At 71.5% G+C, this 21537-nt stretch carries 19 protein-coding genes and 1 pseudogene; 6 read left to right on the top strand and 14 right to left on the bottom strand.

The window, feature by feature from the left end:
• Positions 1–147: 147 nt before the first annotated feature.
• Positions 148–912 carry an MBL fold metallo-hydrolase gene (locus ACFV9H_RS08775; protein WP_385395268.1) on the bottom strand — a complete coding sequence of 255 codons (765 nt, stop codon included), beginning with the start codon at positions 910–912 and terminating at the stop codon, positions 148–150.
• A gap of 203 nt (positions 913–1115) precedes the next feature.
• On the opposite strand from ACFV9H_RS08775, the gene ACFV9H_RS08770 reads away from it, so the two are divergent.
• On the top strand, positions 1116–1796 hold the full coding sequence (locus ACFV9H_RS08770; protein ID WP_385395266.1) for a TetR/AcrR family transcriptional regulator: 681 nt from the start codon (positions 1116–1118) through the stop codon (positions 1794–1796).
• Here ACFV9H_RS08770 and ACFV9H_RS08765 read toward each other — a convergent pair.
• Together ACFV9H_RS08765 and ACFV9H_RS08760 are read right to left on the bottom strand one after the other, a co-directional pair.
• Positions 1772–2572, bottom strand: coding sequence for an SGNH/GDSL hydrolase family protein (locus ACFV9H_RS08765; RefSeq protein WP_385395263.1), 801 nt, complete (start codon positions 2570–2572; stop codon positions 1772–1774). The genes ACFV9H_RS08770 and ACFV9H_RS08765 overlap by 25 nt on opposite strands.
• The gene (locus ACFV9H_RS08760) at positions 2559–3128 is read right to left on the bottom strand and encodes a PadR family transcriptional regulator (RefSeq protein ID WP_385395260.1); all 570 of its coding nucleotides are present in this window, start codon (positions 3126–3128) and stop codon (positions 2559–2561) included. Before ACFV9H_RS08760 ends, ACFV9H_RS08765 begins: the two co-directional genes overlap by 14 nt.
• A 105-nt stretch (positions 3129–3233) precedes the next feature.
• Between ACFV9H_RS08760 and ACFV9H_RS08755 the strand changes: the two genes are divergently transcribed.
• Both ACFV9H_RS08755 and ACFV9H_RS08750 read left to right on the top strand, forming a co-directional pair.
• On the top strand, positions 3234–3665 hold the full coding sequence (locus ACFV9H_RS08755; protein WP_385395257.1) for a nuclear transport factor 2 family protein: 432 nt from the start codon (positions 3234–3236) through the stop codon (positions 3663–3665).
• A gap of 141 nt (positions 3666–3806) precedes the next feature.
• Positions 3807–4493, top strand: coding sequence for a DUF4232 domain-containing protein (locus tag ACFV9H_RS08750; protein WP_385395254.1), 687 nt, complete (start codon positions 3807–3809; stop codon positions 4491–4493).
• A 4-nt stretch (positions 4494–4497) separates the two neighbouring features.
• Here the strand turns inward: ACFV9H_RS08750 and ACFV9H_RS08745 are convergent, their stop codons facing one another.
• From ACFV9H_RS08745 to ACFV9H_RS08715, 7 genes are all read right to left on the bottom strand, one after another.
• Positions 4498–5430, bottom strand: coding sequence for a GNAT family N-acetyltransferase (locus ACFV9H_RS08745; protein ID WP_385395251.1), 933 nt, complete (start codon positions 5428–5430; stop codon positions 4498–4500).
• Between the two features lie 136 nt (positions 5431–5566).
• Positions 5567–6433 (bottom strand): ATP-binding cassette domain-containing protein, encoded by an 867-nt coding sequence (locus tag ACFV9H_RS08740; RefSeq protein WP_385395249.1) that lies wholly within the window; start codon positions 6431–6433, stop codon positions 5567–5569.
• Positions 6430–7404 (bottom strand): ABC transporter ATP-binding protein, encoded by a 975-nt coding sequence (locus tag ACFV9H_RS08735; RefSeq protein ID WP_385395246.1) that lies wholly within the window; start codon positions 7402–7404, stop codon positions 6430–6432. The genes ACFV9H_RS08740 and ACFV9H_RS08735 overlap by 4 nt, the downstream gene beginning before the upstream one ends.
• Positions 7401–8309, bottom strand: coding sequence for an ABC transporter permease (locus tag ACFV9H_RS08730; protein ID WP_385395243.1), 909 nt, complete (start codon positions 8307–8309; stop codon positions 7401–7403). Before ACFV9H_RS08730 ends, ACFV9H_RS08735 begins: the two co-directional genes overlap by 4 nt.
• The gene (locus ACFV9H_RS08725) at positions 8306–9289 is read right to left on the bottom strand and encodes an ABC transporter permease (RefSeq protein ID WP_385395241.1); all 984 of its coding nucleotides are present in this window, start codon (positions 9287–9289) and stop codon (positions 8306–8308) included. The genes ACFV9H_RS08730 and ACFV9H_RS08725 overlap by 4 nt, the downstream gene beginning before the upstream one ends.
• Positions 9286–10956 (bottom strand): ABC transporter substrate-binding protein, encoded by a 1671-nt coding sequence (locus ACFV9H_RS08720; protein ID WP_385395238.1) that lies wholly within the window; start codon positions 10954–10956, stop codon positions 9286–9288. The genes ACFV9H_RS08725 and ACFV9H_RS08720 overlap by 4 nt, the downstream gene beginning before the upstream one ends.
• Positions 10957–11019: 63 nt before the next feature.
• Positions 11020–12714, bottom strand: a complete 1695-nt coding sequence (locus tag ACFV9H_RS08715; protein WP_385395236.1) for an amidohydrolase — start codon at positions 12712–12714, stop codon at positions 11020–11022.
• A gap of 131 nt (positions 12715–12845) precedes the next feature.
• Here ACFV9H_RS08715 and ACFV9H_RS08710 point away from each other — a divergent pair, with 131 nt between their 5' ends.
• Entirely contained in the window at positions 12846–13541 is a 696-nt protein-coding gene (locus ACFV9H_RS08710; RefSeq protein WP_385395233.1) for a TetR/AcrR family transcriptional regulator, read from the top strand.
• Between the two features lie 21 nt (positions 13542–13562).
• On the opposite strand, the gene ACFV9H_RS08705 is transcribed toward ACFV9H_RS08710, so the two are convergent.
• Positions 13563–15584 carry a prolyl oligopeptidase family protein gene (locus ACFV9H_RS08705; RefSeq protein WP_385395230.1) on the bottom strand — a complete coding sequence of 674 codons (2022 nt, stop codon included), beginning with the start codon at positions 15582–15584 and terminating at the stop codon, positions 13563–13565.
• A gap of 66 nt (positions 15585–15650) precedes the next feature.
• Complete coding sequence (locus ACFV9H_RS08700; protein WP_385395227.1) at positions 15651–16724, bottom strand: AI-2E family transporter; 1074 nt, start codon at positions 16722–16724, stop codon at positions 15651–15653.
• A gap of 135 nt (positions 16725–16859) precedes the next feature.
• Here ACFV9H_RS08700 and ACFV9H_RS08695 point away from each other — a divergent pair.
• A pseudogene (locus ACFV9H_RS08695) lies at positions 16860–17878 on the top strand (MFS transporter); the annotation flags it as partial.
• A gap of 354 nt (positions 17879–18232) precedes the next feature.
• Positions 18233–19564 (top strand): nucleobase:cation symporter-2 family protein, encoded by a 1332-nt coding sequence (locus ACFV9H_RS08690; RefSeq protein WP_385395295.1) that lies wholly within the window; start codon positions 18233–18235, stop codon positions 19562–19564.
• Between the two features lie 60 nt (positions 19565–19624).
• On the opposite strand, the gene ACFV9H_RS08685 is transcribed toward ACFV9H_RS08690, so the two are convergent.
• Positions 19625–20344, bottom strand: coding sequence for a helix-turn-helix domain-containing protein (locus ACFV9H_RS08685; RefSeq protein WP_385395224.1), 720 nt, complete (start codon positions 20342–20344; stop codon positions 19625–19627).
• A 232-nt stretch (positions 20345–20576) separates the two neighbouring features.
• Complete coding sequence (locus ACFV9H_RS08680) at positions 20577–21530, bottom strand: aldo/keto reductase family oxidoreductase (RefSeq protein ID WP_385395221.1); 954 nt, start codon at positions 21528–21530, stop codon at positions 20577–20579.
• Positions 21531–21537 lie beyond the last annotated feature (7 nt).

Genomic DNA, 21537 nt, shown 5'->3' with positions numbered 1-21537 from the left:
GTGGATCAGAAGCGGGCGCGCGCGGCGGAGGTTAACACCTCATGTCCCCCGTATTGATTCCAGGTTACGACGCGGGATGGACGCCGCCGGCCGGCGGTATCGCGGCGGCACGGGGGCAGCGCGGCGCCCGGCCGCCGGTCGCAGGCGTCAGAGGTCCTCGGCCACGCCCGGGGTCAGGAGGCGCAAGCGGCCGGCGAGGTCGGGGGCGGCGAAGGCCTCCTCGATGCGGGCCGGGGCCTCGGTGAAGTGCTCCCAGGACTCGAAGTGCAGGGGGACCACGGTGCGGGCGCCGAGGGTGCGGGCGAGTTCGGCGCCCTCGGCGGCGCTGAGCGAGAAGGCCAGGTCCCCGGTGGTGGGGAAGTGCGCGTCGCCGAGGTGCAGGAAGGCCGTGTCGATGGCGAAGCGTTCGCCGATCTCGTCGAGCGCGTCGTGGCGGACGGTGTCGCCGGAGATGTAGAGCGTGCCACCGTCGTACTGGACCACGAAACCGGTGACGGTTCCGGTCACCGCCTCGGTGCCGGCCGGTCCGTGGCGGGCCGGGGTGGCCGTGACGTGCACGGTGGTGCCGCCGACGGTGACCTTGCGGGTCTCCCAGGGCTCCAGGCCCTCCACGTCGCTGCCCAGTCGGCCGGCCGCTTCGGGCGTGGTGAGTACGAGTCCGGCGCCGGCCAGGACCTCGCGGCCCGAGACGTCGAGGTTGTCGGCGTGCTGGTCGTGGGAGAGCAGTACGAGGTCGACGGGCGGGAGGTCGGCGGCCGCGAGGGCGGCTCCGGCGGTCCGGCGCAGCGGTCGCGCGGCCGGGTACTCGGCCGCGGCCTGGTCGAGGGCCGGGTCGGTGAGGACGGTCAGCTCTCCGATGCGCAGCAGGACGGTGGCGGTGCCGAGGTGGGTCACGGTGGTCGGTGAGGACATGGTCGACGCTCCTGGGCGAGTGAGGCGATCTCGACGAACTCCAAACTAAACAGCTTGGTTCAGAGTGTCAACTAAACGGTTCAGTCTTCATGGTGAACCGTTTGGTGTACCCTCCGTACCCTCCGTACCCTCCGTTCGACGCGGCGCCTCTACCAAACCGTTCAGTTCATATACTGAGACCCCCCACGATCCGAAGGACCCCCATGGACGCCGACACCACGAACGCCACGGACGAATACGGCATCCCGATCATCCCGGACCCCTCCGACAACGCCCAGCGCAAGCGTCAGGCGATCATCGACGCGGCCGTCGCGGAGTTCCTCGCCGAGGGGTACTCGGCCGCCTCGATGGATACGATCACCGCCCGGTCCGGCGTCTCCAAGGCGACGATCTACAAGCACTTCGGCAACAAGGAGCGGCTCTTCCTCGCCGTCATCGGCGGCATACTGCCCAAGACGTACGCCGGCCTGGAGCCCTGCAACTCCACCCTGGCGCAGGCCCCCGACCTGCGGGCCGCGCTGATCGGGCTGGCCGGCGACTTCGCGACCGTGCTGTTGCGCCCCGACATCATGTCCCTGCGCAGGCTGGTCATCGGCGAGATCGACCGCTTCCCGCAGCTCGGCCAGCTCTGGTACCGCGTCACGTACGACATGAACAACGGCCCGCTGACCGAGGCCATCACCGAACTGGGCAGGCTCGGCAGGCTCGACGTCCCCGATCCCGAGCTCGCCGCGCAGCAGCTCATCGCCGCCACGGTCGGCGTCCTCCAGCTGGTGCGCACCTTCGCCCCCGACTCCGAGATCGACCGCGCGGAGCTCACCCGCGTGGTCACCTCGGGCGTCGACCTCTTCCTGGCGCGCTACGCCGTCCCGCCCACCTCGTAGGCGTCCTCCATCGGCAGGAGCTGCGGGCGTTTGGCCGTCCGACCGTCGCCGGAGGAGCGGCCGCGCAGCCGGCGGCCGAGCCAGGGGCCGAGGAAGCCGGCCAACCAGCGCGCTTCGGCCACCGCCGTCCGCAGGCCCGTCGCGGGCGGGAGGGGCGGCAGCGGGTCGGCCCAGGTGCCGTCGCTGCCGGGCAGCCGGAGGGCGTGGGCGAGGGCGGCGGCGATCCGTTCGTGGCCGAGGGAGCTGGCGTGGAGCCGGTCCACGGCCCACATCCGCGGGTCGGTCGCCACGGCCTCGCGGCCGGTTTCGGCGACGGTGACCCCGTGCCGGGCGGCCGCCGCGCGGATGCGGTCGTTGAGGTCGAACACGCGTGGGCGAAGGGGCCGGGCGAGCGGCGCGATCTTCCCGATGTCGGGGAAGGTCACGGTCACCACATGGGCACCGGCGGCCGTGAGCGCGGCGAACATGTCCTCCATGTGCCCGACCGTCTCCGCGGCGTCGAACGAGGGCCGGAGCAGGTCGTTGACCCCGGAGACCACGCTGGCCAGGTCGGGGCGCATCGCCAACGCCGGCGCCAACTGCTCGGCGCGGACCTGGGCGGCGACGCGTCCGCGCACGGCCAGGTTGGCGTACCGGAGCCGCGGTTCGGCGGCAGCGAGGTGCTCGGCGAGCCGGTCGGCGAAGCCCCGGTGGCCGACGGTGTCGTCCCCGTCCCCGAGCCCTTCGGTCTGGCTGTCGCCGAGGGCGACGTAGCGCAGGTACTCACCGTTCGCCACGGGTTCTCCGCCTTTCCTGCAGGACGGCCATGGCGCGCAGGCACCAGTCCCGGTGGCCCTGTTCGAAGGCCACGCCCCGCAGGGCCGTCAGGTACCCGCCGACTCCCTCGCCCCGGAGCAGGAACTCCTCCTCGTCCGCGTCGCCGCGGATCTGGGCCAGCAGTTCATCGAGGTCCTCGATCCTGGCCTCGGCTTCGGCCGCACGCTCTTCGAGCTGTTTGATGACGGATTCCGTGTCGATTCCGTCGGCGGCCTGGACCATGACGAGGAGGTCGTCGCGGATGACCGTGGGCTTCAAGCGGGCCTCGGTGAACGCCTCCAGCTCGGCCCGACCCGCGTCGGTGACGTGGAACACGCGCTTGTTGGGCCGGGTCTCCTGGATCACCTCGCGCCCTGCCACGAGACCTTGCGTCTCCAGTTTGGCCAGCTCCGCGTAGAGCTGCTGGGGCGAGGCGTGCCAGAAGTTCGCGACGCCGAGGTCGAACACCTTCGTCAACTGGTAGCCGCTGTACTCACCCTCCAGCAGCGCCGCCAGCACGGCATGTCTCAAGGCCATGGAAGCAGTCCCCCTTCCCTTTTCGCGTCGTTCTCTGCATCCTACTCAAGAACATGATTAGTCAGAATCTTGAGTATGCAGATTCTTGAGCATCAAGGAGGGGTCATGGAGACTGCCGCACGCTTCCGCACCGCCGTGGAGAAGCGCGATCTGACCGTGCTGGACGAACTGTTCACCGACGACATCCGGCTGTACAGCCCGGTGAAGTTCAAGCCCTTCGAGGGCAAGCCCCTGGTCCTGGGCCTCTTCGGCGTGCTGCTGCGCACCTTCGAGGACATCCGGTACGTGGGCCACTTCGAGGGATCCGCGGAGACCAGCGGGGACGGGGCCGAGGCCCCGTCGGTGATCCTGCCCTTCCGGGCCACCGTGCGGGGCAAGGAGGTGCACGGGATCGACCTGTTGCAGTTCGACGAGGAGGGCCGCGTCAAGGAGTTCACGGTGATGGTGCGCCCGCAGTCCGCGGTGCGGGTCCTGGGTGAGGCCGTCCTGGCCGGCCTGATCGCCGACGGGCTCGTCCCCGATCCGGCCGCCTCCTAGGGCGTGTGTCCAGTGGACGGACATCGGCCACTTGGACGGAATGGTGACCTACACTTGCCGAGTCCGTAACGGTCCCACTGAGCAGGGATTTCGGGGATTCCGCCGGGGCAGAACCGAACCGTCGACCAAACGATTCGAGCCATGCGAAGGCACACGGGGGCCACCATGCACACCGCCCGCACCAATTGGAAGCGCTACGCACTAGGGGCCGCGGCCGTCGCCGCGCTCCTCTCGTCCACGGCCTGTGAGTCCGGGGGCACGAACGACGGCAAGAACGCCACCGCCTCCGGCGCTCCGAGCGTGACCGGCACTCCCGGCCCGTCGCAGAGCCCGGGTGGCGGCGGCTCGGCCACTCCCGGCGGTGGCGGTCAGACCACCGTCGCGGCCTGCAACGACAACGACCTCTCGATCACGACGTCGGCGTGGCGACAGGACTCCGGCCAACACTTCCTCATCACGGCCACCAACTTCACCGACAAGCCCTGCACCTTGTACCACTACCCGTACGTCCGCTTCGGCGTCGACATGGAGGATCCGATCGGGCCGATGGAGTCCAAGCCGAAGGCCATCGCCACGATCGGGCCGAAGGAGAAGGCGTACGCGGGCGTGTTCGTCTTCCGAGCGGGCCAGCAGACGAAGACCGTCACGTCGTTCGCCCTCGGCTACCAGGACCGCGCTCTCAACAGCAACCGGGACGTGGGGTCGTTCGACATCAGGTTGGCGGACGAGATCGGTTCCCTCACCGTCGGGCCCACGCCCAAGGTCACGTACTGGAACACCGATCTCGGCGCCGTCGAGGACTTCCTGTTCAGGTCGGGCAACAACTAAGCGCTCACAGGGCGCGGCCGAACTCCAGCCTGTCGGCGAAGTTCTCGTAGCCGGCCCTCGTGAACGCCTTCGCCATGGCCGTGTTGGCCGCGTCGCAGTCCCCGCGGATCTCGGCGGCGCCGTTCGCCGCCAGGATCCGCGTACCGCGGACCACGGCGGACGCGGCGTAGCCCTTGCCGCGGTGGGCGGGCGCGACGCCGACGAAGCCGATCACGTGCACGCTCGGGTTCCGCGCCGGCAGGCTGATCACCGCGGGGGTGCCGTCCGCGTCGTAGCCGATCTCCCACCATCCCGGCTCGTGCGCCAGTTCCGCCGTTTCCTCGAAGAGCCGCTCGGCCGCTTCGCGCGCCCCGTGGGTCCGGACGTCGTCGGCCAGTCGGGCGTCCGAGGTCTCGGCGAGCAGCTCCTCCAAGAGGTCGACGAACGGCCCGGGGCCGAGGTCGGCGAGGGAGCGGAACGTCAGCCGGGGATCGTCGGCCGGCAGCTCGTCGGGAACCCGCAGGCCGAACCTGCGCCCGTCGCGGATCACGCGGAATCCGGAGCCGCGCAGCAGTTCGCCCCGGCGCTCCGGATCGCGCTGGAACTGCGGCGCCTGCGCGGGCGAGTCGACGACGTGCTCCAGCTCCTCCGCGCCGAGCTCGCGCGCCTTCCGGGCCGCCGCGTCGAGCAGCTCGGCTCCCACCCGGGCATCCCCGGCCGGGGCCTCGAAGAGGACGAAGGCGTAGGGAACCTCGTGTCCCGGCAGGGTCCACAGCACGACGCTGCCCACCAGCCGCCCCTCGCCGTTCTCGGCGACCAGGCACCACTCGGGCCGGGTGCACTTCGCCTCCAACAGCCCGTCGAGGTAGGCGCGGGTCGCGGCGTTGCGCTCGGCGTCGTCCGGATACGTGAGCAGCGCGGGAAGTTCGTGGGGGTGTGCGGAGCGGATCGACGTCACCAGGCAGCCTTCATGGAGAGGGGAGGATCAAGATCGAACCGAACCTATCCCCCAACTCGGCCCCGGACCAGCCCTTTCCGCTCGGAGCGGCCTCCCCCGCCGGGGCCCCTGCTCCCGGGGCCCCGGCGCCCGCGCGTCATGGCCTCGGAGTGCCGCCCAGGAGGTCCGGTTCGCGGCGTCGGCGGCTGATCGAGTCGGGGTCCCAGCCCGGTCGGGGTACAGAGGCCAGCAGCAGCCGCGTGTAGGGGTGGTGGGGGTCGGTGAGGAGCTCGGTGACCGGGCGGTGTTCCATCGTGCGGCCCCGGCACATGACGAGTGCCTCGTCGCAGACGTAGCGCACGACGGCCAGGTCGTGGCTGACGAAGACCAGGCCGATGCCCGTGTCGCGGCGGATGTCCGCGAGCAGGTTCAGCACCTGCGCCTGGACCGAGACGTCCAGCGCGGACACCGCCTCGTCGAGCACAAGGACGGCGGGTTCGACCGCCAGCGCCCGGGCGATCGCGGCCCGTTGGCGCTGGCCTCCCGACAGGTGGCGGGGCAGGGCGGCCGCCTCGCGGTCGCCGAGACCCACCTGGGCGAGCAGCTCCCGGACCCGCGCGGCGCGAGCCGTGCGGTCGGTCGTGCCGTGCAGCCGGAGCACCCCGTCGATCGTGGCGCCGATGCCGATCCGGGCGTCCAGGGAGAGATAGGGGTCCTGGAACACGATCTGTACGGCCTTGGCTCTGGCCAGCCGCGCCGGTCTCCCCCGTACGGAGGCCGCCAACGGTGTGCCCTGGACGAGGATCTCGCCCGCGTCGGGGCGTTCCAAGCCGATCAGCATCCGGGCCGTGGTGGTCTTCCCGGAACCGGATTCGCCCACGATGCCGAGCGCCCCGCCCGCCCGCAGGGAGAAGGACAGGTCGTCGACCGCGACGACCTCCGTGCCGCCCGTGCGGTAGGTCTTGCGCAGGCCGGTCACCTTGAGGAGTTCCGCGCCGGGTGCGTCACTCGGCTTGGTGCTCAACTGTCCTCCTTGCGGGTGAGTTCGGCGACGCGGTGGCAGGCCACCTCGGCCGGGCCGTGCTGTTCGAGCTCCGGCGGGCGCCGGTCGCAGCGGCCGGGTTCGGCGAAGCGGCAGCGGGGTGCGAAGGCGCAGCCGGGCACGGACTCCAGGAGCCCCATGGGGGCGCCGGGGATGGGGGTGAGGCGGGTCAGGGGGCCCGTGAGTGGCGGGGAGGAGCCGAGCAGGCCCACGGTGTAGGGGTGCCGGGGGGCGGCGAACAGCTCTGCCACCGGGGCGGTCTCCACGATCCTGCCCGCGTACATCACGTAGATCCGGTCGCTGACGGAGGCCGCCAGCTCGATGTCGTGGGTGATGAGGAGGAGCCCCAGGCCCCGTTCCCGTTGCAGTCGTCCCAGAACGGCCAGGATCTCGGCCTGGGTGCTGACGTCGAGCGCGGTGGTCGGCTCGTCGCAGAGCAACAGCTTGGGCTCGGTGGTGAGGGCCGCGGCGATCACGACGCGCTGGAGCATTCCGCCGGACAGCTCGTGCGGGTACTGCCCCAGGTGCCGGGCCGGGTCCGGGAGGCCGACCGCGTCGAGCAGTTCGACGGCCCGGGCCGCGGCGCGCGTCTTGGTCCAGCCGTGGACGAGGCGCAGCGGCTCGGTGAGGAAGTCCCCCACCCGGCGTACCGGGTTGAGGGCGGCGCGCGGGTCCTGGTAGATCATCGCCGCCTTGTCGGTGCGTACGTCGCGCAGGCTCGCGGCGTCGGCGCCGACCAGGTCGGTGCCGTCCACCCGGACCCGGCCGCCGACCTCGGCGCCCCGCGGGAACAGTCCGAGGGCGGCGCGGGCGGTGACGGACTTGCCGGACCCGGATTCGCCGACGAGGGCGACGACCTCCCCGGCGGCGACCTCGAGGCCGACGCCGTCGAGGACCGGGCGGGCCATCGAGGGGAGGGTGACACGCAGGTCGTCGTATGCGAGCAGTGTCATCGGGAGTCCCTCCCCGCGAGCCGGTCGCCGAGGTCTTCCCCGACGACGTTGAAGGCGACGACGACCAGGACGATCGCCGCGGCCGGCACGATCGCGGACAGCGGCAGGCCCTGCAGGACGGCTGCCTGCCCTTGGTTGATCATGGCGCCCCAGTCGGGGGTGGGGGGTTGGACGCCGAGCCCGAGGAAGGAGAGCGCGGCGAGGTCGAGCAGCGCGTAGCCGAAGTTCACCGTCGACTGGGCGAGCAGGGTCGGGGCGATGTTGGGCAGCAGCCTGCGGACGGCGACGTACAGGCCGGAGTGGCCCTGTACCCGGTAGGCGGCGATGTAGGGGCGGGACTTCTCCTGGACGGCGAGCCCGCGGACGAGGCGTGCGGTGTACGGCATGTAGGCGATCGCCATGGCGATCACCGGCGCGGTCATCCCCTTGCCGAACAGGGCCACCGCGAGGATCGCCAGCAGCAGCGCCGGGAAGGCGAACAGCACGTCGAGGACCCGGCCGATGGCGGTGTCGATCCAGCCGCCGCGCCACGCGGCGAACAGGCCGACGGCGATGCCGAGGACGGTGGAGAACAGGACGACGGCGAGCGGGCCGGCGAGGCTGGTGCGGGCGCCGACGATGAGCGCCGAAAGGGTGTCGTGACCGCCCTGGTCGGTGCCCAGCCAGTGCTCGGGGCTCGGCCCCAGCAGGGTGTCGCCGAGTCGGCCGAACGTCGGGTCCTGCGGGGCGATCCAGGGGGCGAACAGCGCCACCAGGACGAACACCACGAGCAGTACCAGGCAGGTCCGTTGGAGCGGGCCGCCGCCGAGCCGGCGCAGCCGGGCGAACCGGTCGGGCCGGGTGCGTGGAGGGCGCGGGACGTTCGGGGTGCGGGTCTGGGTCCCGGCTTCGTGCAGGGTGCTCATCGGGCGCTCCCCGCCGCCGCCATGCGCGGGTCGATCAGCGGGTGGACGAGGTCCACGAGGGCGTTGACGACCACGAACGCGGCCACCACCAGCAGCACGATCGCCTGGACCACCTGGAAGTCCAGCTGGTCCACGGACTGCACGAGCAGGGACCCCACTCCGGACATTCCGAAGGCGGTCTCCACGATCGCGGTGCTGACGAGCATGCCGGAGACCAGGAGCGCGGAGACCGTCACGATCGGCCCGAGCGCGTTGCGCAGTACGTGGCGCCGGATGACGGTGCGCCGTGGGGTTCCCCGGCTCAGCGCGACCTCCACGTGTTCGCGGCGCAGTTCGTCGAGCATCGCCGAGCGGGTCACCCGGGTCACCAGGGCCGTGAAGGTCACGGACAGGGCGGCGGCCGGGAGGATCACGTGGTGCAGCCGGTCCAGCACGCCGGCGCCGTTCCCGATCGTCGGGAACCAGCCCAGGCGGACGCCCAGGACCGACCTGAGCAGCAGGGCCGCCACGAAGGCGGGCGCCGCGGCGCCCACGGTCACCATGAGCATCAGCGAGCGGTCGGTGCGCGACCCCCGGCGCAGCGCGCCGACGATCCCGGACCCGATGCCGAACACCGCGATCATCAGCGCGGACACGCCGATCAGCAGCAGGGACGAGGGCAGCCGCGACCAGATGACCGCGCCGACGTCCTGGTGGAAGAGGTGGGAGCGGCCGAAGTCGCCGTGCAGGACCCCTTCGAGCCAGTTCCAGTACCGGATCAGGAACGGTTCGTCGAAGCCGTACTGGCGACGGATCTCGGCGAGCTGCTCGGTGCTGGGGCTTCGCCCCTTGGTGAGGAAGGCGGCCGGGTCGCCGGGCGCCAGGAACAGGGAGGAGAAGACGAGGAAGGAGGTGACCAGCAGGGTCGCCGCCATGCCGGCGAGGCGGAGGAGCACCCGTGCGGCCCGGGCCAGGGCGGTGGTCGCCGCCGGGGCCGTCATCCCTTGGCTCCGATCTCGGCCGCCCACGGGTGGTAGAGGTAGGCGATGGAGGGCTGGACGCCGGTGATCCGCTTGCCTAGGAAGACGCTGACGGGCTGGGTGTACAGCGGCAGCCAGGGCAGCTCCTGCATGGCGATCTTCTGGGCCTCGGCGTTGGCCTCCGCGTGCAGGCCGGGTTCGTAGGCTCCGATGGCCTTGTCGACGGCCGCGTCGAACCCGGGGTGGGACCAGTTGCCGTAGTTGCTGTACGCGCCGGTCTGGAGGGAGCCGTACATGTCCAGCGGGTCGGTGATGGACGTGTACCAGAAGGTGAGGAAGAGGTCGATGCCCTCGCGTGCGGCCGGGTCGGTGAAGAGGGTCGTGTACTTCTCCGCCGACATGGAGTTGATCTCCGGCTTGAGGCCGATGGCGGTGGCGGCCTGGGCGACGGCCTGCGTGATGATGGTCGTCTGCGAGTCCAGCGGGCTCGTCGCGATCACGACCTTCTGGCCGTTGACTCCGGCCTCGGCGGCGAGCGCCTTGGCCTTGGCCGGGTCGTACGGGTACCTCGGCAGGTCCTGTCGGAGCTTGTCGCGGGTCGTGTCGGGGGCGTCGGCCCACAGGTTGTCGGTGACGAGCGAGTCGGAGACCTCGCCGACCCCGCCGGCGCCGGCCTTGACGATGCCCTTGCGGTCGGTGGCCATGAGCAGGGCCCGGCGCACCCGGGGGTCGCCGAGGGGGCCCTTGAGGTTGCTGACGACCTCGTCGGCGACGGTGGTGTTGCGGCCGAAGTAGAGGGTTCCGGCCTGGGTCGAGCCGAGTTGTGCGTACGCGTTCGGCGGGACCATCCAGCCGCCGTCGACCTCGCCGCTCTGGAAGGCGTTGACGCGGGTCGTGGCGTCGGCGAGGAAGACGAACTTGACCTGGTCGGACTTGGCCTTGAGGGCCGGGTTCCAGTAGTCGTCGAACCGCTTGAGGGTGAGCGACTGGCCGGAGGCCCACGAGTCGAAGGCGAACGGGCCGGTGCAGTTCACGCCGGTCTGCGGATTGCCGTAGTCCTTGCCGGACTTGGCGAGGGTGGCGGCGGACTCCACGGTGCCGGGACCGGCGGCGAGGTACTTGTTGAAGGTGGAGTCGGGCTGCGTGAGGGTGACGGTGACTTCCATCGGCCCGGTCTTGTCCACGGACTTGACGTTGCGGAGGGGGTTCGCCCAGACGCCGGCCGTCTCCGGGGCGAGGTTGCGGCGCAGGGAGGCGACGACGTCGTCGGCGGTGAGCTTCGTACCGTCGTGGAAGCGCACGCCGGGGCGGATCTGGTAGACCCAGGTGGTGGGCGTGGGGTTGGTGTACGAGGTCGCGAGGTTCGGCGAGGTCGTCAGGTCCGGGTTCCAGCGCAGCAGGCTCTCGCAGACGTTGGCGAGGATCTGGTTCGGCGGGTAGTCGAACGAGTAGGCGTAGTCGATGGTGGTCGGCTCGGCGTAGATGGACCAGGTGAAGGAGTCCAGCTGCCCGGTGGCGGCGAGTGTCCGGTCCGTGATCTTGTAGGCGACCGCCCCGTCCTTCGCCGGGTGTGCGGTGCCGCTGCACGCGCTCGTGATGAGCACGGTGGCGGCCGCGAGGGTCGCGGCGACGGTGCGGCGGGCGCGGCCGCGGCGGTGGAGCGGGGTTCTCGTACGGGCTGATGACATCGTCTGACTCCCTGAGGGATGAGCTCGGTGGGGTGGGTGACGCGGGTCGTCGCTTCGGATTGCTCAGTCGGTGGCGGCGAAGACCGGTTCGCCGTCGATGTACGTGCGCAGCACCCGGGTGTCGGCGATCTCCATCGGGGGGTGCTCGAAGGGATCCCGGTCGAGGACGACGAGGTCCGCGTACTTGCCCGCCTCGACGGTGCCGGTGACGTGGTCGAGGTGGTTCACCCAGGCGCTGCCGGCGGTGTAGGCGGTGAGGGCCTGGGAAAGGGTCAGGGCCTGTTCGGGGAAGAACGGCGGCGCCGGCTCGAAGGCCTCGGGCGAGTTGGGGGCCTCGTCCGGTACGGAGCGGTTGACGGCCACGTGGATGCCCCACAGCGGGTTGGGGCTGCTCACGGACCAGTCGCTGCCCGCGACGAGCCGGGCTCCGGCGCGCTGGAGATCGCCGAACGGGTACTGGAGGGCGGCCCGTTCGGGTCCGAGGAAGGGGATGGTGAGCTCGTCCATCTGCGGTTCGTGCGCGGCCCACAGTGCCTGGATGTTGGCGGCGGCCTCCAAGGTCGCGAAGCGGCCGATGTCGTCGGGGTGGACGATCTGGAGGTGGGCGAGGTGGTGACGGTTGTCGTTGGCGCCGTTGGCCGCGCGGGCCGCGGCCAACGCGTCGAGCACCTCCCGCACGGCGCGGTCGCCGAGGGCGTGGAAGTGGATCTGGAAGCCCGAGCGGTCGAGCCGGGCCACGGCCTCGGTGAGCAGTTCGGGGTCGATGAAGCTGAGCCCGGAGTTGCCGGTGGAGCAGCCGCAGCCGTCCAGGTAGGGCTCCAGCAGGCCTGCGGTGAAGTTCTCGGCGATGCCGTCCTGCATCATCTTCACGCTGGTGGCGTTGAAGCGGCCGACCCGGCCGGTGCGGCGGCGCTCCTCCAGTTCGGGTATCTGCTCCAGGCCGCGTTCGCGGTCCCACCACAGGGCGCCGACGACGCGGGCGCGCAGGGAGCCCTCGCTTGCGGCGCGCAGGTAGACGCCGAAGTTGTCGGGGTTTCCGGGGAAGGCGCCGATCATGGCGTCCTGCCAGCTGGTCACGCCCAGCGAGAACAGGTGCTCCTGCGCGGCGAGCAGGCCGGCGTGCGCCTCGTCCGGCGTCGCGATGGGCACGTGGCGGGCCACGAGGTCCATGGCGCCCTCCTGGAGGGTGCCGGCCGGGCTGCCGTCCGCCTCGCGCTCGATCCGGCCGTCGGCCGGGTCGGGGGTGGTGCGGTCGACGCCGGCGATCCGCAGCGCGCGGGTGTTGACCCAGGCTCCGTGCCCGTCCCGGTTGGTGAGGAGGACGGGCCGGTCCGGGACGACCGCGTCGAGCATGGTGCGCGTCGGGATGCCTCCGGGAAAGGCGTCCATCGACCAGCCGCCGCCGCGGATCCAGGCCGCGTCGGGGTGGTCCGTGGCGAATTCGGCGACCGCCGTCAGGTAACCGTCGATGGTGCGCTGCTCGCTCAGGTCGCAGCCGAGCATTTGGACGCCGGCCACCGCCGGGTGCACGTGGGCGTCCTGGAAGCCGGGGACGAGGAGCCCTCCGGCGAGGTCGACGACCTCGGTGGCGTCGTCCGCGAAGGCGCGGATCGTCGCCTCGTCGTCGACGGCGAGGATCCGGCCACCCCCTACGGCGACGGCCGCGTCGATCGGGGTGGGCGAGGTCCCCGTGAAGACCCGCCCTCCCACGAAGACGGTGTCGGCCCGTCGCCCGGTCCGTTGCCTGTTGCTGGCCATCGACGCATCCTCCGGCTCGGCGGGGCGAAACCCGCACGGCGTGTTCGTTGAGGAGGAGTGAACGGGAGCGCAACACTGTTGTCAACGGTGTTGCGCTCGCTCTGATCCAAATCGATACACTGGGCCGCACCATGCCGAAGTCATCTGAGACCACCACCCGGTCCAAGCGCGCGGGCAGCCAGCTCACACCCGACGCGATCATCGAAGCGAGCCTGCGCATCGCGGCCCGCGGCAGCGAGGACGCCTTCACCGTCCGACGACTCGGCGAGGAACTCGGCGCCGACCCGACCGCGATCTACCGACACTTCCGCGACAAGGACGACCTGCTGCTCTCGGTCGCCGACCGGACGCTCGGCGAGGTGCTCGACAGCATCCCCGAGGGCCTCGACTGGAAGGACCGGCTGCGGGCGCTCGCCGACGGCTCCCTCGAAGTCGCGCTGCGGTACCCGGTGGTCGGCTCGACCATGGCCAGCCGGACCACCCGCCGGCCCAACGAGTTCCGGGTCGTCGAGCTGATCCTCGGCGCCGTGACGGAGGCCGGCCTCGAAGGGGCCGAGGCGGCCGTCCACTACCGGATGGTCGGCGACTCGCTGCTCGCGTACGTCGGCCAGCGCGCCGCCTACCTGCTGTTCGCCCCGGAGATCCGGGAGGCCGACGAGAACTCGTGGAACCGCGAGTACCGCCTGGTCGACCCCGAGGGCTTCCCTCACATCACCCGGCTCAGCGGTGAACTGGCCGAGGTGACGGACGAACAGATCTTCAATGCCAGGGTCGAGGCATTGATCACCGCGATCGAGACGCGGGTCCGGACGCTCCGCGGCGCGTAGTCCGCGCCGGGGAGCGTCCGGTCACCTCCGCGGGGTCAGCCGCTCCCACAGGAAGGTGTGGACGAGTGCCTCGTTGAAGGCGGTCTGCCCGTGGTCGGTGGCGCCCGCGTGGCCCCCGCCGAGGTGCTCGTGGAAGAGGACGGGGTGGCCGTGCTCGCGCAGCCGCGCGGCCATCTTGCGGGCATGGCCGGGGTGGACGCGGTCGTCGCGGGTCGAGGTCAGCAGGAGCAGCGGCGGGTACGGCGGCCCGTCCGTCCGGATCCGGTGGTACGGGGAGATCCGTTCCAGGTGGGTCCGGTCGGCGGGGTCGTCCGGGTCCCCGTACTCGGCGATCCAGCTGGCGCCGGCCAGCAGCTTGTGGAAGCGGAGCATGTCGAGCAGTGGCACGTGGGCGACGACCGCGCCGAAGAGTTCGGGGTCGCGGGTGAGCATCGCGCCCATGAGGAGACCGCCGTTGCTGCCGCCCTCGATGCCCAGCTGCGCGGGCGTGGTGATGTCCCGGGCGACCAGGTCCCGGGCGACGGCGGCGAAGTCCTCGTACGCCCGGACCCGGTTCGCGCCGAGGGCCGCCTTGTGCCAGGCGGGCCCGTACTCGTGCCCGCCGCGGATGCCCGCGACCACGTACGTGCCGCCGCGCGCGAGCCAGGCGCGGCCGGTGACCGCGCTGTACCCCGGGACCATCGAGATCTCGAAGCCGCCGTACCCGTAGAGCAGGGTGGGTCCGGGGCCGGGGCGGTCCTCGGGGCCGACGACGAAGTACGGCACCCTCGTGCCGTCCGCGGAGCTCGCGAAGTACTGGCGTACCGCGAGTCCGGCGGTGTCGAAGAGCGCCGGTTCCTGCTTGAGGCTCTCGCTGTCCCCGCCCACCGTGCCCCGGTAGAGGGTGGAGGGCTGGAGGAAGCCGGTGACGTGGTGGAAGTACTCGTCGCCCGCGTCCGGGTCCGTGCAGGTGACCGAGGCCGTGGACAGCGGAGGTACGCCGGACAGCGGCGCCCGCCGCCAGCCGTCCGGGCCCGGGGTGAGCAGCTCCATCCGGGAGGAGACGTCGGCGCTGGTGCTGAGGATCAGGTGGTTGCGGGTCCAGCTGTAGCCGGCGAGCGCGGTTCGCTCGTCCGGGGCGAACAGCACCTCGGCCTCCCGCTCCCCCGCGAGGAAGGCCTCGAAGCGGAAGGCGAGGAGGGTGCCCTCGGGGTGGCCCAGCCACGGCGATTTGGTGGTGACGGTCAGCCAGTCGCGGTGGACGTGGGCGCTCGCGTCGTCCGGTACGTCGATCTTCAGCGGCGGGCTGCCCGCCTCCTCGGGGAGGAGGAACAGCTCCTGCTTCCAGAAGTCGATCTGGCGGTGGACGAAATCCCGTTCGAAGCCGGGCGTGTCGTCGCGCCAACCGGAGGCCGACAGGTCCGAGGGCCGTCCCTCGTAGACCTTCTCGGCCTCGGCGAGCGGCGTGCCGCGCCGCCAGCGGCGCACCTGGAGCGGGTAGCCGGACCCGGACATCGAGCCCTCGCCGAAGTCCGTTCCGATCCACACCCGGTCCCGGTCGATCCAGTCGATCCGGGTCTTGGCCTCCTCGACCGTGAATCCGTCCTCGACGAACTCCAGGGTGTCGAGGTCGAACTCACGCACCACGCAGGCGTCCGCGCCGTCCCGCGACAGCATGACCAACGCGTGCCGGAATTCGGGTGCCAGCACGGCCGCGCCGGCCCAGGCCCACTTCTCCCCCTCGGCCTCGGCGAGCGCGTCCAGATCCAGGAGCACCTCCCAGGCCGGCCGCTGCGTGCGGTACTCCTCCAGCGTGGTGCGGCGCCACACCCCGCGCACACGGTCCGCGTCCTGCCGGAAGTCGTACAGGTGCGGGCCCCGGCGGACGACGTAGGGGATCCGGCCGTCGTCGTCGAGCACCTCGCGAACCTCGCGTTCCAGCACCTTGAACCGGGGAGAGCCGGTCAGCGCGGCAACGGTCTCGGCGTTGCGCTCCCGCACCCAGGCGAGGGCTTCCTCCCCGGATACGTCCTCCAACCAGAGGTACGGGTCTTCATCAGTCATCCGCCGATTGTGCAGGACGCGATCGTGAGCCGCGGACCACCTCGCACAGGGCGGCTCCGCAGGAGATCACTCGCCGGCGCCGAGGCCGGGCGCGGGCACGGCCGCGACGCGGTCCTCGCGCAGGGCCGTGCGCACCGACCAGACCACCGAGACCAGAGGGACCGCGACCACGGCGCCGACCACTCCGGCCGCGATGGTCCCCGCGACCACCGAGATCGCCACGACGAGGGGGTGCAGCCGGACCGCCCGGCTCATCACCAGCGGATGCAGCAGATGGCCCTCGATCTGGCCGATGACCACGATCAGCGCGATCACCAGGCCCGCGACGAGCGGTCCCTTCGCGGCGAGCGCGACGACGGCGGCGACGGCCAGCGCGACCGGCGATCCCACCAGGGGGACGAAGGCCGCGAGGAACTCCAGCAGCGCGAGCGGAACGGCCAGCGGGACTCCGAGGAAGTACAGGGCCAGTCCCACGAGGACGGCGTTCACGGCCGCGACGATGACGATCCCGTGGGTGTATCCGGTGAACGTGCGCCAGGCCGCGCGCCCGGCGACGCCCACGCGGCTCCGCGCCGCCTCGGGCAGCTGCCCACAGAACCACGACCACTGCCGGTCGCCGCCGTAGAGGAAGAAGACCGAGCAGAAGACGGCGAGGGCGACGACGGTGAGGACGTGCACCAGTTGCCCGGCGCCGCTGACCGCCCTGCTGAGGAGGGTGGAGCGGTGGCTGGAGAGGTACTCGCCGACCCGCGACTGGACGTTGGCGAGCGCGTCCGGGTTCAACCGGAAGGGCGGCCGCTCCAGCCATTCCTCGATGCTGTCGAGTCCCCGGCGGAACTCCCGGACCAGGGTGGTGCTCTCCCCCGCCACCGCCTCGCCGACCAAGACCAGTACGCCCAGGAGCAGCGCCGCGCTGCCGAGGAGGCAGAGCGCGACGGCGAGCGACCGGGGCAGGTTCCGCGCGAGGCGCCGGGTCGGCGCGGACAGCAGCGCCGCCACCACCAGCGCCAGGAAGAGGGCGACGGCGATCTCGTGGAACCGGCCCAGCACGGCGAAGACCGCGTACACGGCGGCGCCGACGACCAGCAGACGCCAGGCGTACGACGCGGCCGTACGCAGGAATGGTGACACCGGCTGCATGCTCCATGGCTGCCACGGCCGCGCCGCGTTGCCACGCCCCGGGCCCCTGATTCCCCCGTCCGCCGGGGGCCGCGCCGCCGGTGACCCGAACGTCACCCGGGGAAATTCCGTTGCCCGGGCCCCGACGGGCACCGAGTCGGGGTGCTCGCCCACGTACTGCTGGTGAACGCGCTGCTGCCGGACCCGATGCTGTGGCCGCTGTACGTCGTCGCGGCGGGCGTGTCGGCGCTGACCGGGCTCCAGCGGCCTGCCCTGGATTCGCTGATGGCGCGGATCGTGCCGCACGACCAGCAGACCGCCGCCGCCGCGCTGAACGGGCTGCGCTACCAGTTCGGCGCGATCGCCGGGCCCTCGCTGGCAGGCGTGGTCGTGGCGTACGCCGGTTTCGCCGCGGCCTACACGGTCACGGTCGCCGGGTTCCTGGTCTCCGTACTGTTGTGCCTGCGGCTGCGCCCGGCTCCTCCCGCGGCGGGCGTGGAGCGCCCGTCGCTCCGGGGGATCGCGGAGGGAGCGCGGTACGCGTGGAGCCGGCCCGTGCTGCTCGGCACGTACGCCGTCGACCTGGCCGCGATGTTCTTCGCCTTCCCGAACGCCATCTACCCCTTCCTCGCGGACGAGCTCGACGCGGTCTGGGCCCTGGGCCTGATGTACGCGGCCGGCGCGGTCGGGTCGCTGCTGCTCGGGCTGACCAGCGGCCGGCTGTCACGGGTACGCCGGCACGGGCTGCTCGTGGTGTGTGGCGCGGCGGTGTGGGGGCTGGCGGTCGCGGCCGCGGGCTGGTCCCCCGACATCTGGATCGTGCTGCTGTGCCTGGCGGTGGCCGGCGCCGGGGACATGCTGAGCGGGCTGGGCCGCGCCACGATCTGGAACCAGACGATCCCCGAGGAGCTGCGGGGGCGGCTCGCGGGCATCGAGGTGCTCTCGTACAGCGTCGGCCCGCAGCTCGGCCAGGTCCGGGCGGGCACCATGGCCGGTTGGACCGGTACCCGTACCGCCTTCTGGAGCGGCGGTCTGGCCTGCGTGGCGTCGGTGGCGATCCTCGCGGCGCTGCTGCCGAAGCTGACCTCGTACGACGCGACACCGACGAGGACGCGCGGCTGCGCCGGGCCGCGAAGCAACGGGAGCGGGAGGACACGGTGTCGGTCCCGGAGTAGACGGCCAGGGGCGGCTCAGGGTTACTCGCGAGGAAACACAAGCTTTGGCTATGGTGAGCGCCCTCCGGTCGGACGACCTTCGGATCCCATGAACAAACGGGGTTCCGATACACCGATCGAAGAAGGTCCTGCCAATCCAGGACGCAATCGCATAGTGCAGAGCGACGTGGTGTCGGCAACACCGCCCGGCGTCGGCTCGGTACGAGCCGGCCTGCCCTCGCCCTGCCATCCAGGGATCGAGAGCGGCGGTCTTCTCATTCACCTACCTCGCAAGGCAAGGCAGAGATGGCACGCACCCCCCGTCGGTCCTCCCGGCAGTCCTCCCGACAGCAGACGCATCCCGTCGACGAGCTGTTGCCGGTCCCCCAGCTGGCGCTCTACGGCTTCCAACACCTCCTCGCGTTCTACGCGGCGGCGGTCATCGTCCCGGTTCTGGTCGGGAACGCGCTCGGACTCTCCCGCCAGGAGCTCGTCCACCTCATCAACGCGGACCTCCTGACCTGCGGTATCGCCACGATCATCCAGGCCCTCGGCGTCTGGAGGGTCGGCGCCCGGCTGCCCCTGGTCCAGGGCGTCACCTTCACCGCGGTCTCCCCGATGATCGCGATCGGGACGGGGGCGGGCGGCGGCACGGCCGGCCTGCTCGTCGTCTACGGAGCGGTGATCACGGCGGGCATAGCCACGTTCGCGTTCGCGCCGCTGTTCAGCAAGCTGGTGAAGTACTTCCCGCCGGTCGTCATCGGCACGATCCTCACGATCATCGGCATCACCCTCATACCCGTGGCCCTCCAGGACGCCGCGGGTGGCGCGCATCTGATCGGCACTCCCGCGTACGGGGACCCGAAGAACCTCGCGTACGCCCTCGGCACGCTGCTCTTCATCCTCTCGATGGTCCGGATCGGCAAGCCGTTCCTGAGCAGCCTCGCCGTCCTGCTCGGACTCCTCGGCGGCACGGCGGTCGCGTGGGTCTTCGGCGACGTGGACCTCTCGGCGGTGCGGGAGAGCGACTGGTTCGGGGTCACCACGCCCTTCCACTACGGGATGCCGCGGTTCGAGCTGCTGCCGATCGCCGCGATGCTCGTCGTCATGCTGATCACGATGGTGGAGACCACCGGGGACGTTTACGCCATCGGGGAGATCACCCGCAAGGACGTCGACGCCGACACCGTCGCGAGGGCGCTGCGCGCCGACGGGGCGGCGACGGTCCTGGGCGGTGTCCTCAACTCGTTCCCGTACGTGGCCTTCGCCGAGAACATCGGCATCGTGCGCATGTCCAGGGTGATGAGCCGTTACGTGGTCGTCGCGGCCGGGGTGTTCATGGTCGTGCTGGGGTTGCTGCCGAAGGCGGGCAGCCTCGTCGCCTCGATCCCGCACCCGGTGCTGGGCGGGGCGGCGATCTCCATGTTCGGCATCGTCGCCGCGGTCGGGGTCCAGATCCTGGGGAAGGTCGACCTGCGGGAGGAGCGCAACACCCTGATCCTGGCGGTCAGTCTGGGGGCGGCGCTGCTGCCGACGACGGTCTCGCCGTTCTTCGACCGGATGCCGGACGACGTACGGGCCGTGCTGGACAGCGGGATCACGCTGGGCGCGCTCACCGCCATCTCGCTGAACCTGCTCTTCAACGTGTTCACCAGCCGCACCACGATGGAGATCGACTGGGACGACATCGGAGAACCCGCCCGCTGAGGCCCGTCACGCCGACGCACCGCGGGCCGGGACGTCGTCCCGGCCCGCGGTGCGCGGTGCTCAGCCCCCCGTGGGGAACGGCGACGCCTCGCCGGCCTCGCCGATCAACTCCCAGAAGTGGTCGACGAGTCGGCGCAGGAAGGCGGCGCGCTCGGCCGCGATCTCCTTGAGTCGGGCGTCGTCGTTGCGGGCGACCAGGTGGCCCATGTACCGCTCGGTGAACCCGGCGAACTCGGCGTGCATCGTCCGCAGCGCGTCGCCCACGCTGGTCTCGTCGACGACGACGATCTCCGCCACCGGCTCGACGTACGTCTTCCAGCGCCCGCCGACGGCCGAGCGCAGGTACTCCTCCAGTTCCTCCACCCGGCCCATGATCCCGACCAGCCCCCGCAAGGACAGCCCCAGGGCCTCCACCAGCGCCCTGGTCTGCCGGGCGTCCCCGGACCACTGCCGCGCGTCCTCGGCGTCGCGGTACTCGGTCGGGTCCATGCCTATGCGGTACGCCAGCCGCTCCACGGTGAGTTGGCGGGCCAGACGATGCTCGGCCAGGGTCCGGGGTTCGATGCCCATGAGCGTGGTGGCGTCGCACCACAGGACGGCGGCCAGGGAGAAGAGCTGTCGGTCCGAGGGCGCGTGGGAGCCGTGCTCCCACGCGAGGACGGTCTGGGGGTGGACGGGGACGCCGCAGGCCGCCATGGAGTGGGCCACCTGTTCGGCGGTCAGACCCATGCGCGCTCGCGCGGATCTGGCCTCGACGGGGGAGAACGGAGTGCTGTACACGTACGAGAACACCTCGCAGCACCCTCGGGCACGGCGGCGCGCGAGGGGAGACGGATTGATGGATGAACACCAAGCGCGGGCACAGTAACAGATGTTCGACAGGGTGGAACCATCAATTCCCCTTGGATTCAAAGGCCAGGCCGAGGCGGGACCTCCCGCTCAAAGCCCCCGAGCGGCTGCTCCCGCGCCGGATCGCCGGCGCGCGGGGAAGGAGGCAGGACCGTTGTCCGGATCAGGGCAGGCGGATGCCGCGGGCCGTGGTCCAGAGCTCGTACCACTCCTCGTGCGTGAGGTCCGGCTCGCGGGTCGCCGCGTCGCGGCAGGCGCGGATCCGCTCCGGGCGCACGGTGCCGATGACCGGCGCGATGGCGGCCGGATGCCGGGTCAGCCACCACAGCAGCACCGACTCGGGGGTGGTGCCCTTGCGCCGGGCGAGATCGGCGAGGAGCACGGCGGTCGCCTGTTCGGCGGGCGTCTGCTGGAGGCCGGTGAACCGGCCCTGCGCCAACGCGCCCCAGGCCTGGAGGCGGATGCCGTGGTCCCGACAGTGCTCCAGGGTCCCGAAGGGGAAGCCGTTGCCCGTGGAGTGGGCGGTGTTGAGCAGCACCCCCGCCTCGACCCAGTCGCGGCTGTGCAGGCTCATCTCCAGCTGGTTCGCCACCAGCGGTACGTCGAGCCGGGCTTGGAGGTGCGCGATCTGCGGGGCGCCCATGTTGGAGACGCCGAAGTTCCGTACGAGGCCCTGCCGGTGCAGGGAGGTGAGCGCGGACGCGATCTCGTCCGGGTCGGCCAACGGGTCGGGGCGGTGCAGCAGGAGCACGTCGAGGAAGTCGGTCCGCAGCCGGGTCAGGCTCTCCTCCACCCGCCGGGTGATGGTGTCCCCGCGCAGGTCGTACATCCCCGGGCGGTCGCCGTCGGCCCGCCGGATCCCGCACTTGGTCTGGAGGGTGATGCGTTCGCGCAGCCCCGGCGTCCGGGCCAGCACCTCGCCGAAGACGGCCTCGGACTTGCCGCCGCGGTAGATGTCCGCGTGGTCGAAGGCGGTGATCCCGCTGTCGAGGGCGGCGGCGATCGCCGCCTCGGCCGCATCGATGTCGCCGGGGCCGTACGGTTCGGGCTCCCAGCTCCCGCCCAGCCCCATGCACCCGTACAGCACCCGCTCGCCCGCACCCGTGTTCGTCGTCACGGCCCCC

The sequence above is a fragment of the Streptomyces sp. NPDC059874 genome (assembly GCF_042731135.1).
Lineage (GTDB): Bacteria > Actinomycetota > Actinomycetes > Streptomycetales > Streptomycetaceae > Streptomyces.
The sequence above is the reverse complement of the archived record's forward strand: the minus strand, read 5'-3'. Positions and strand labels throughout refer to the sequence as shown.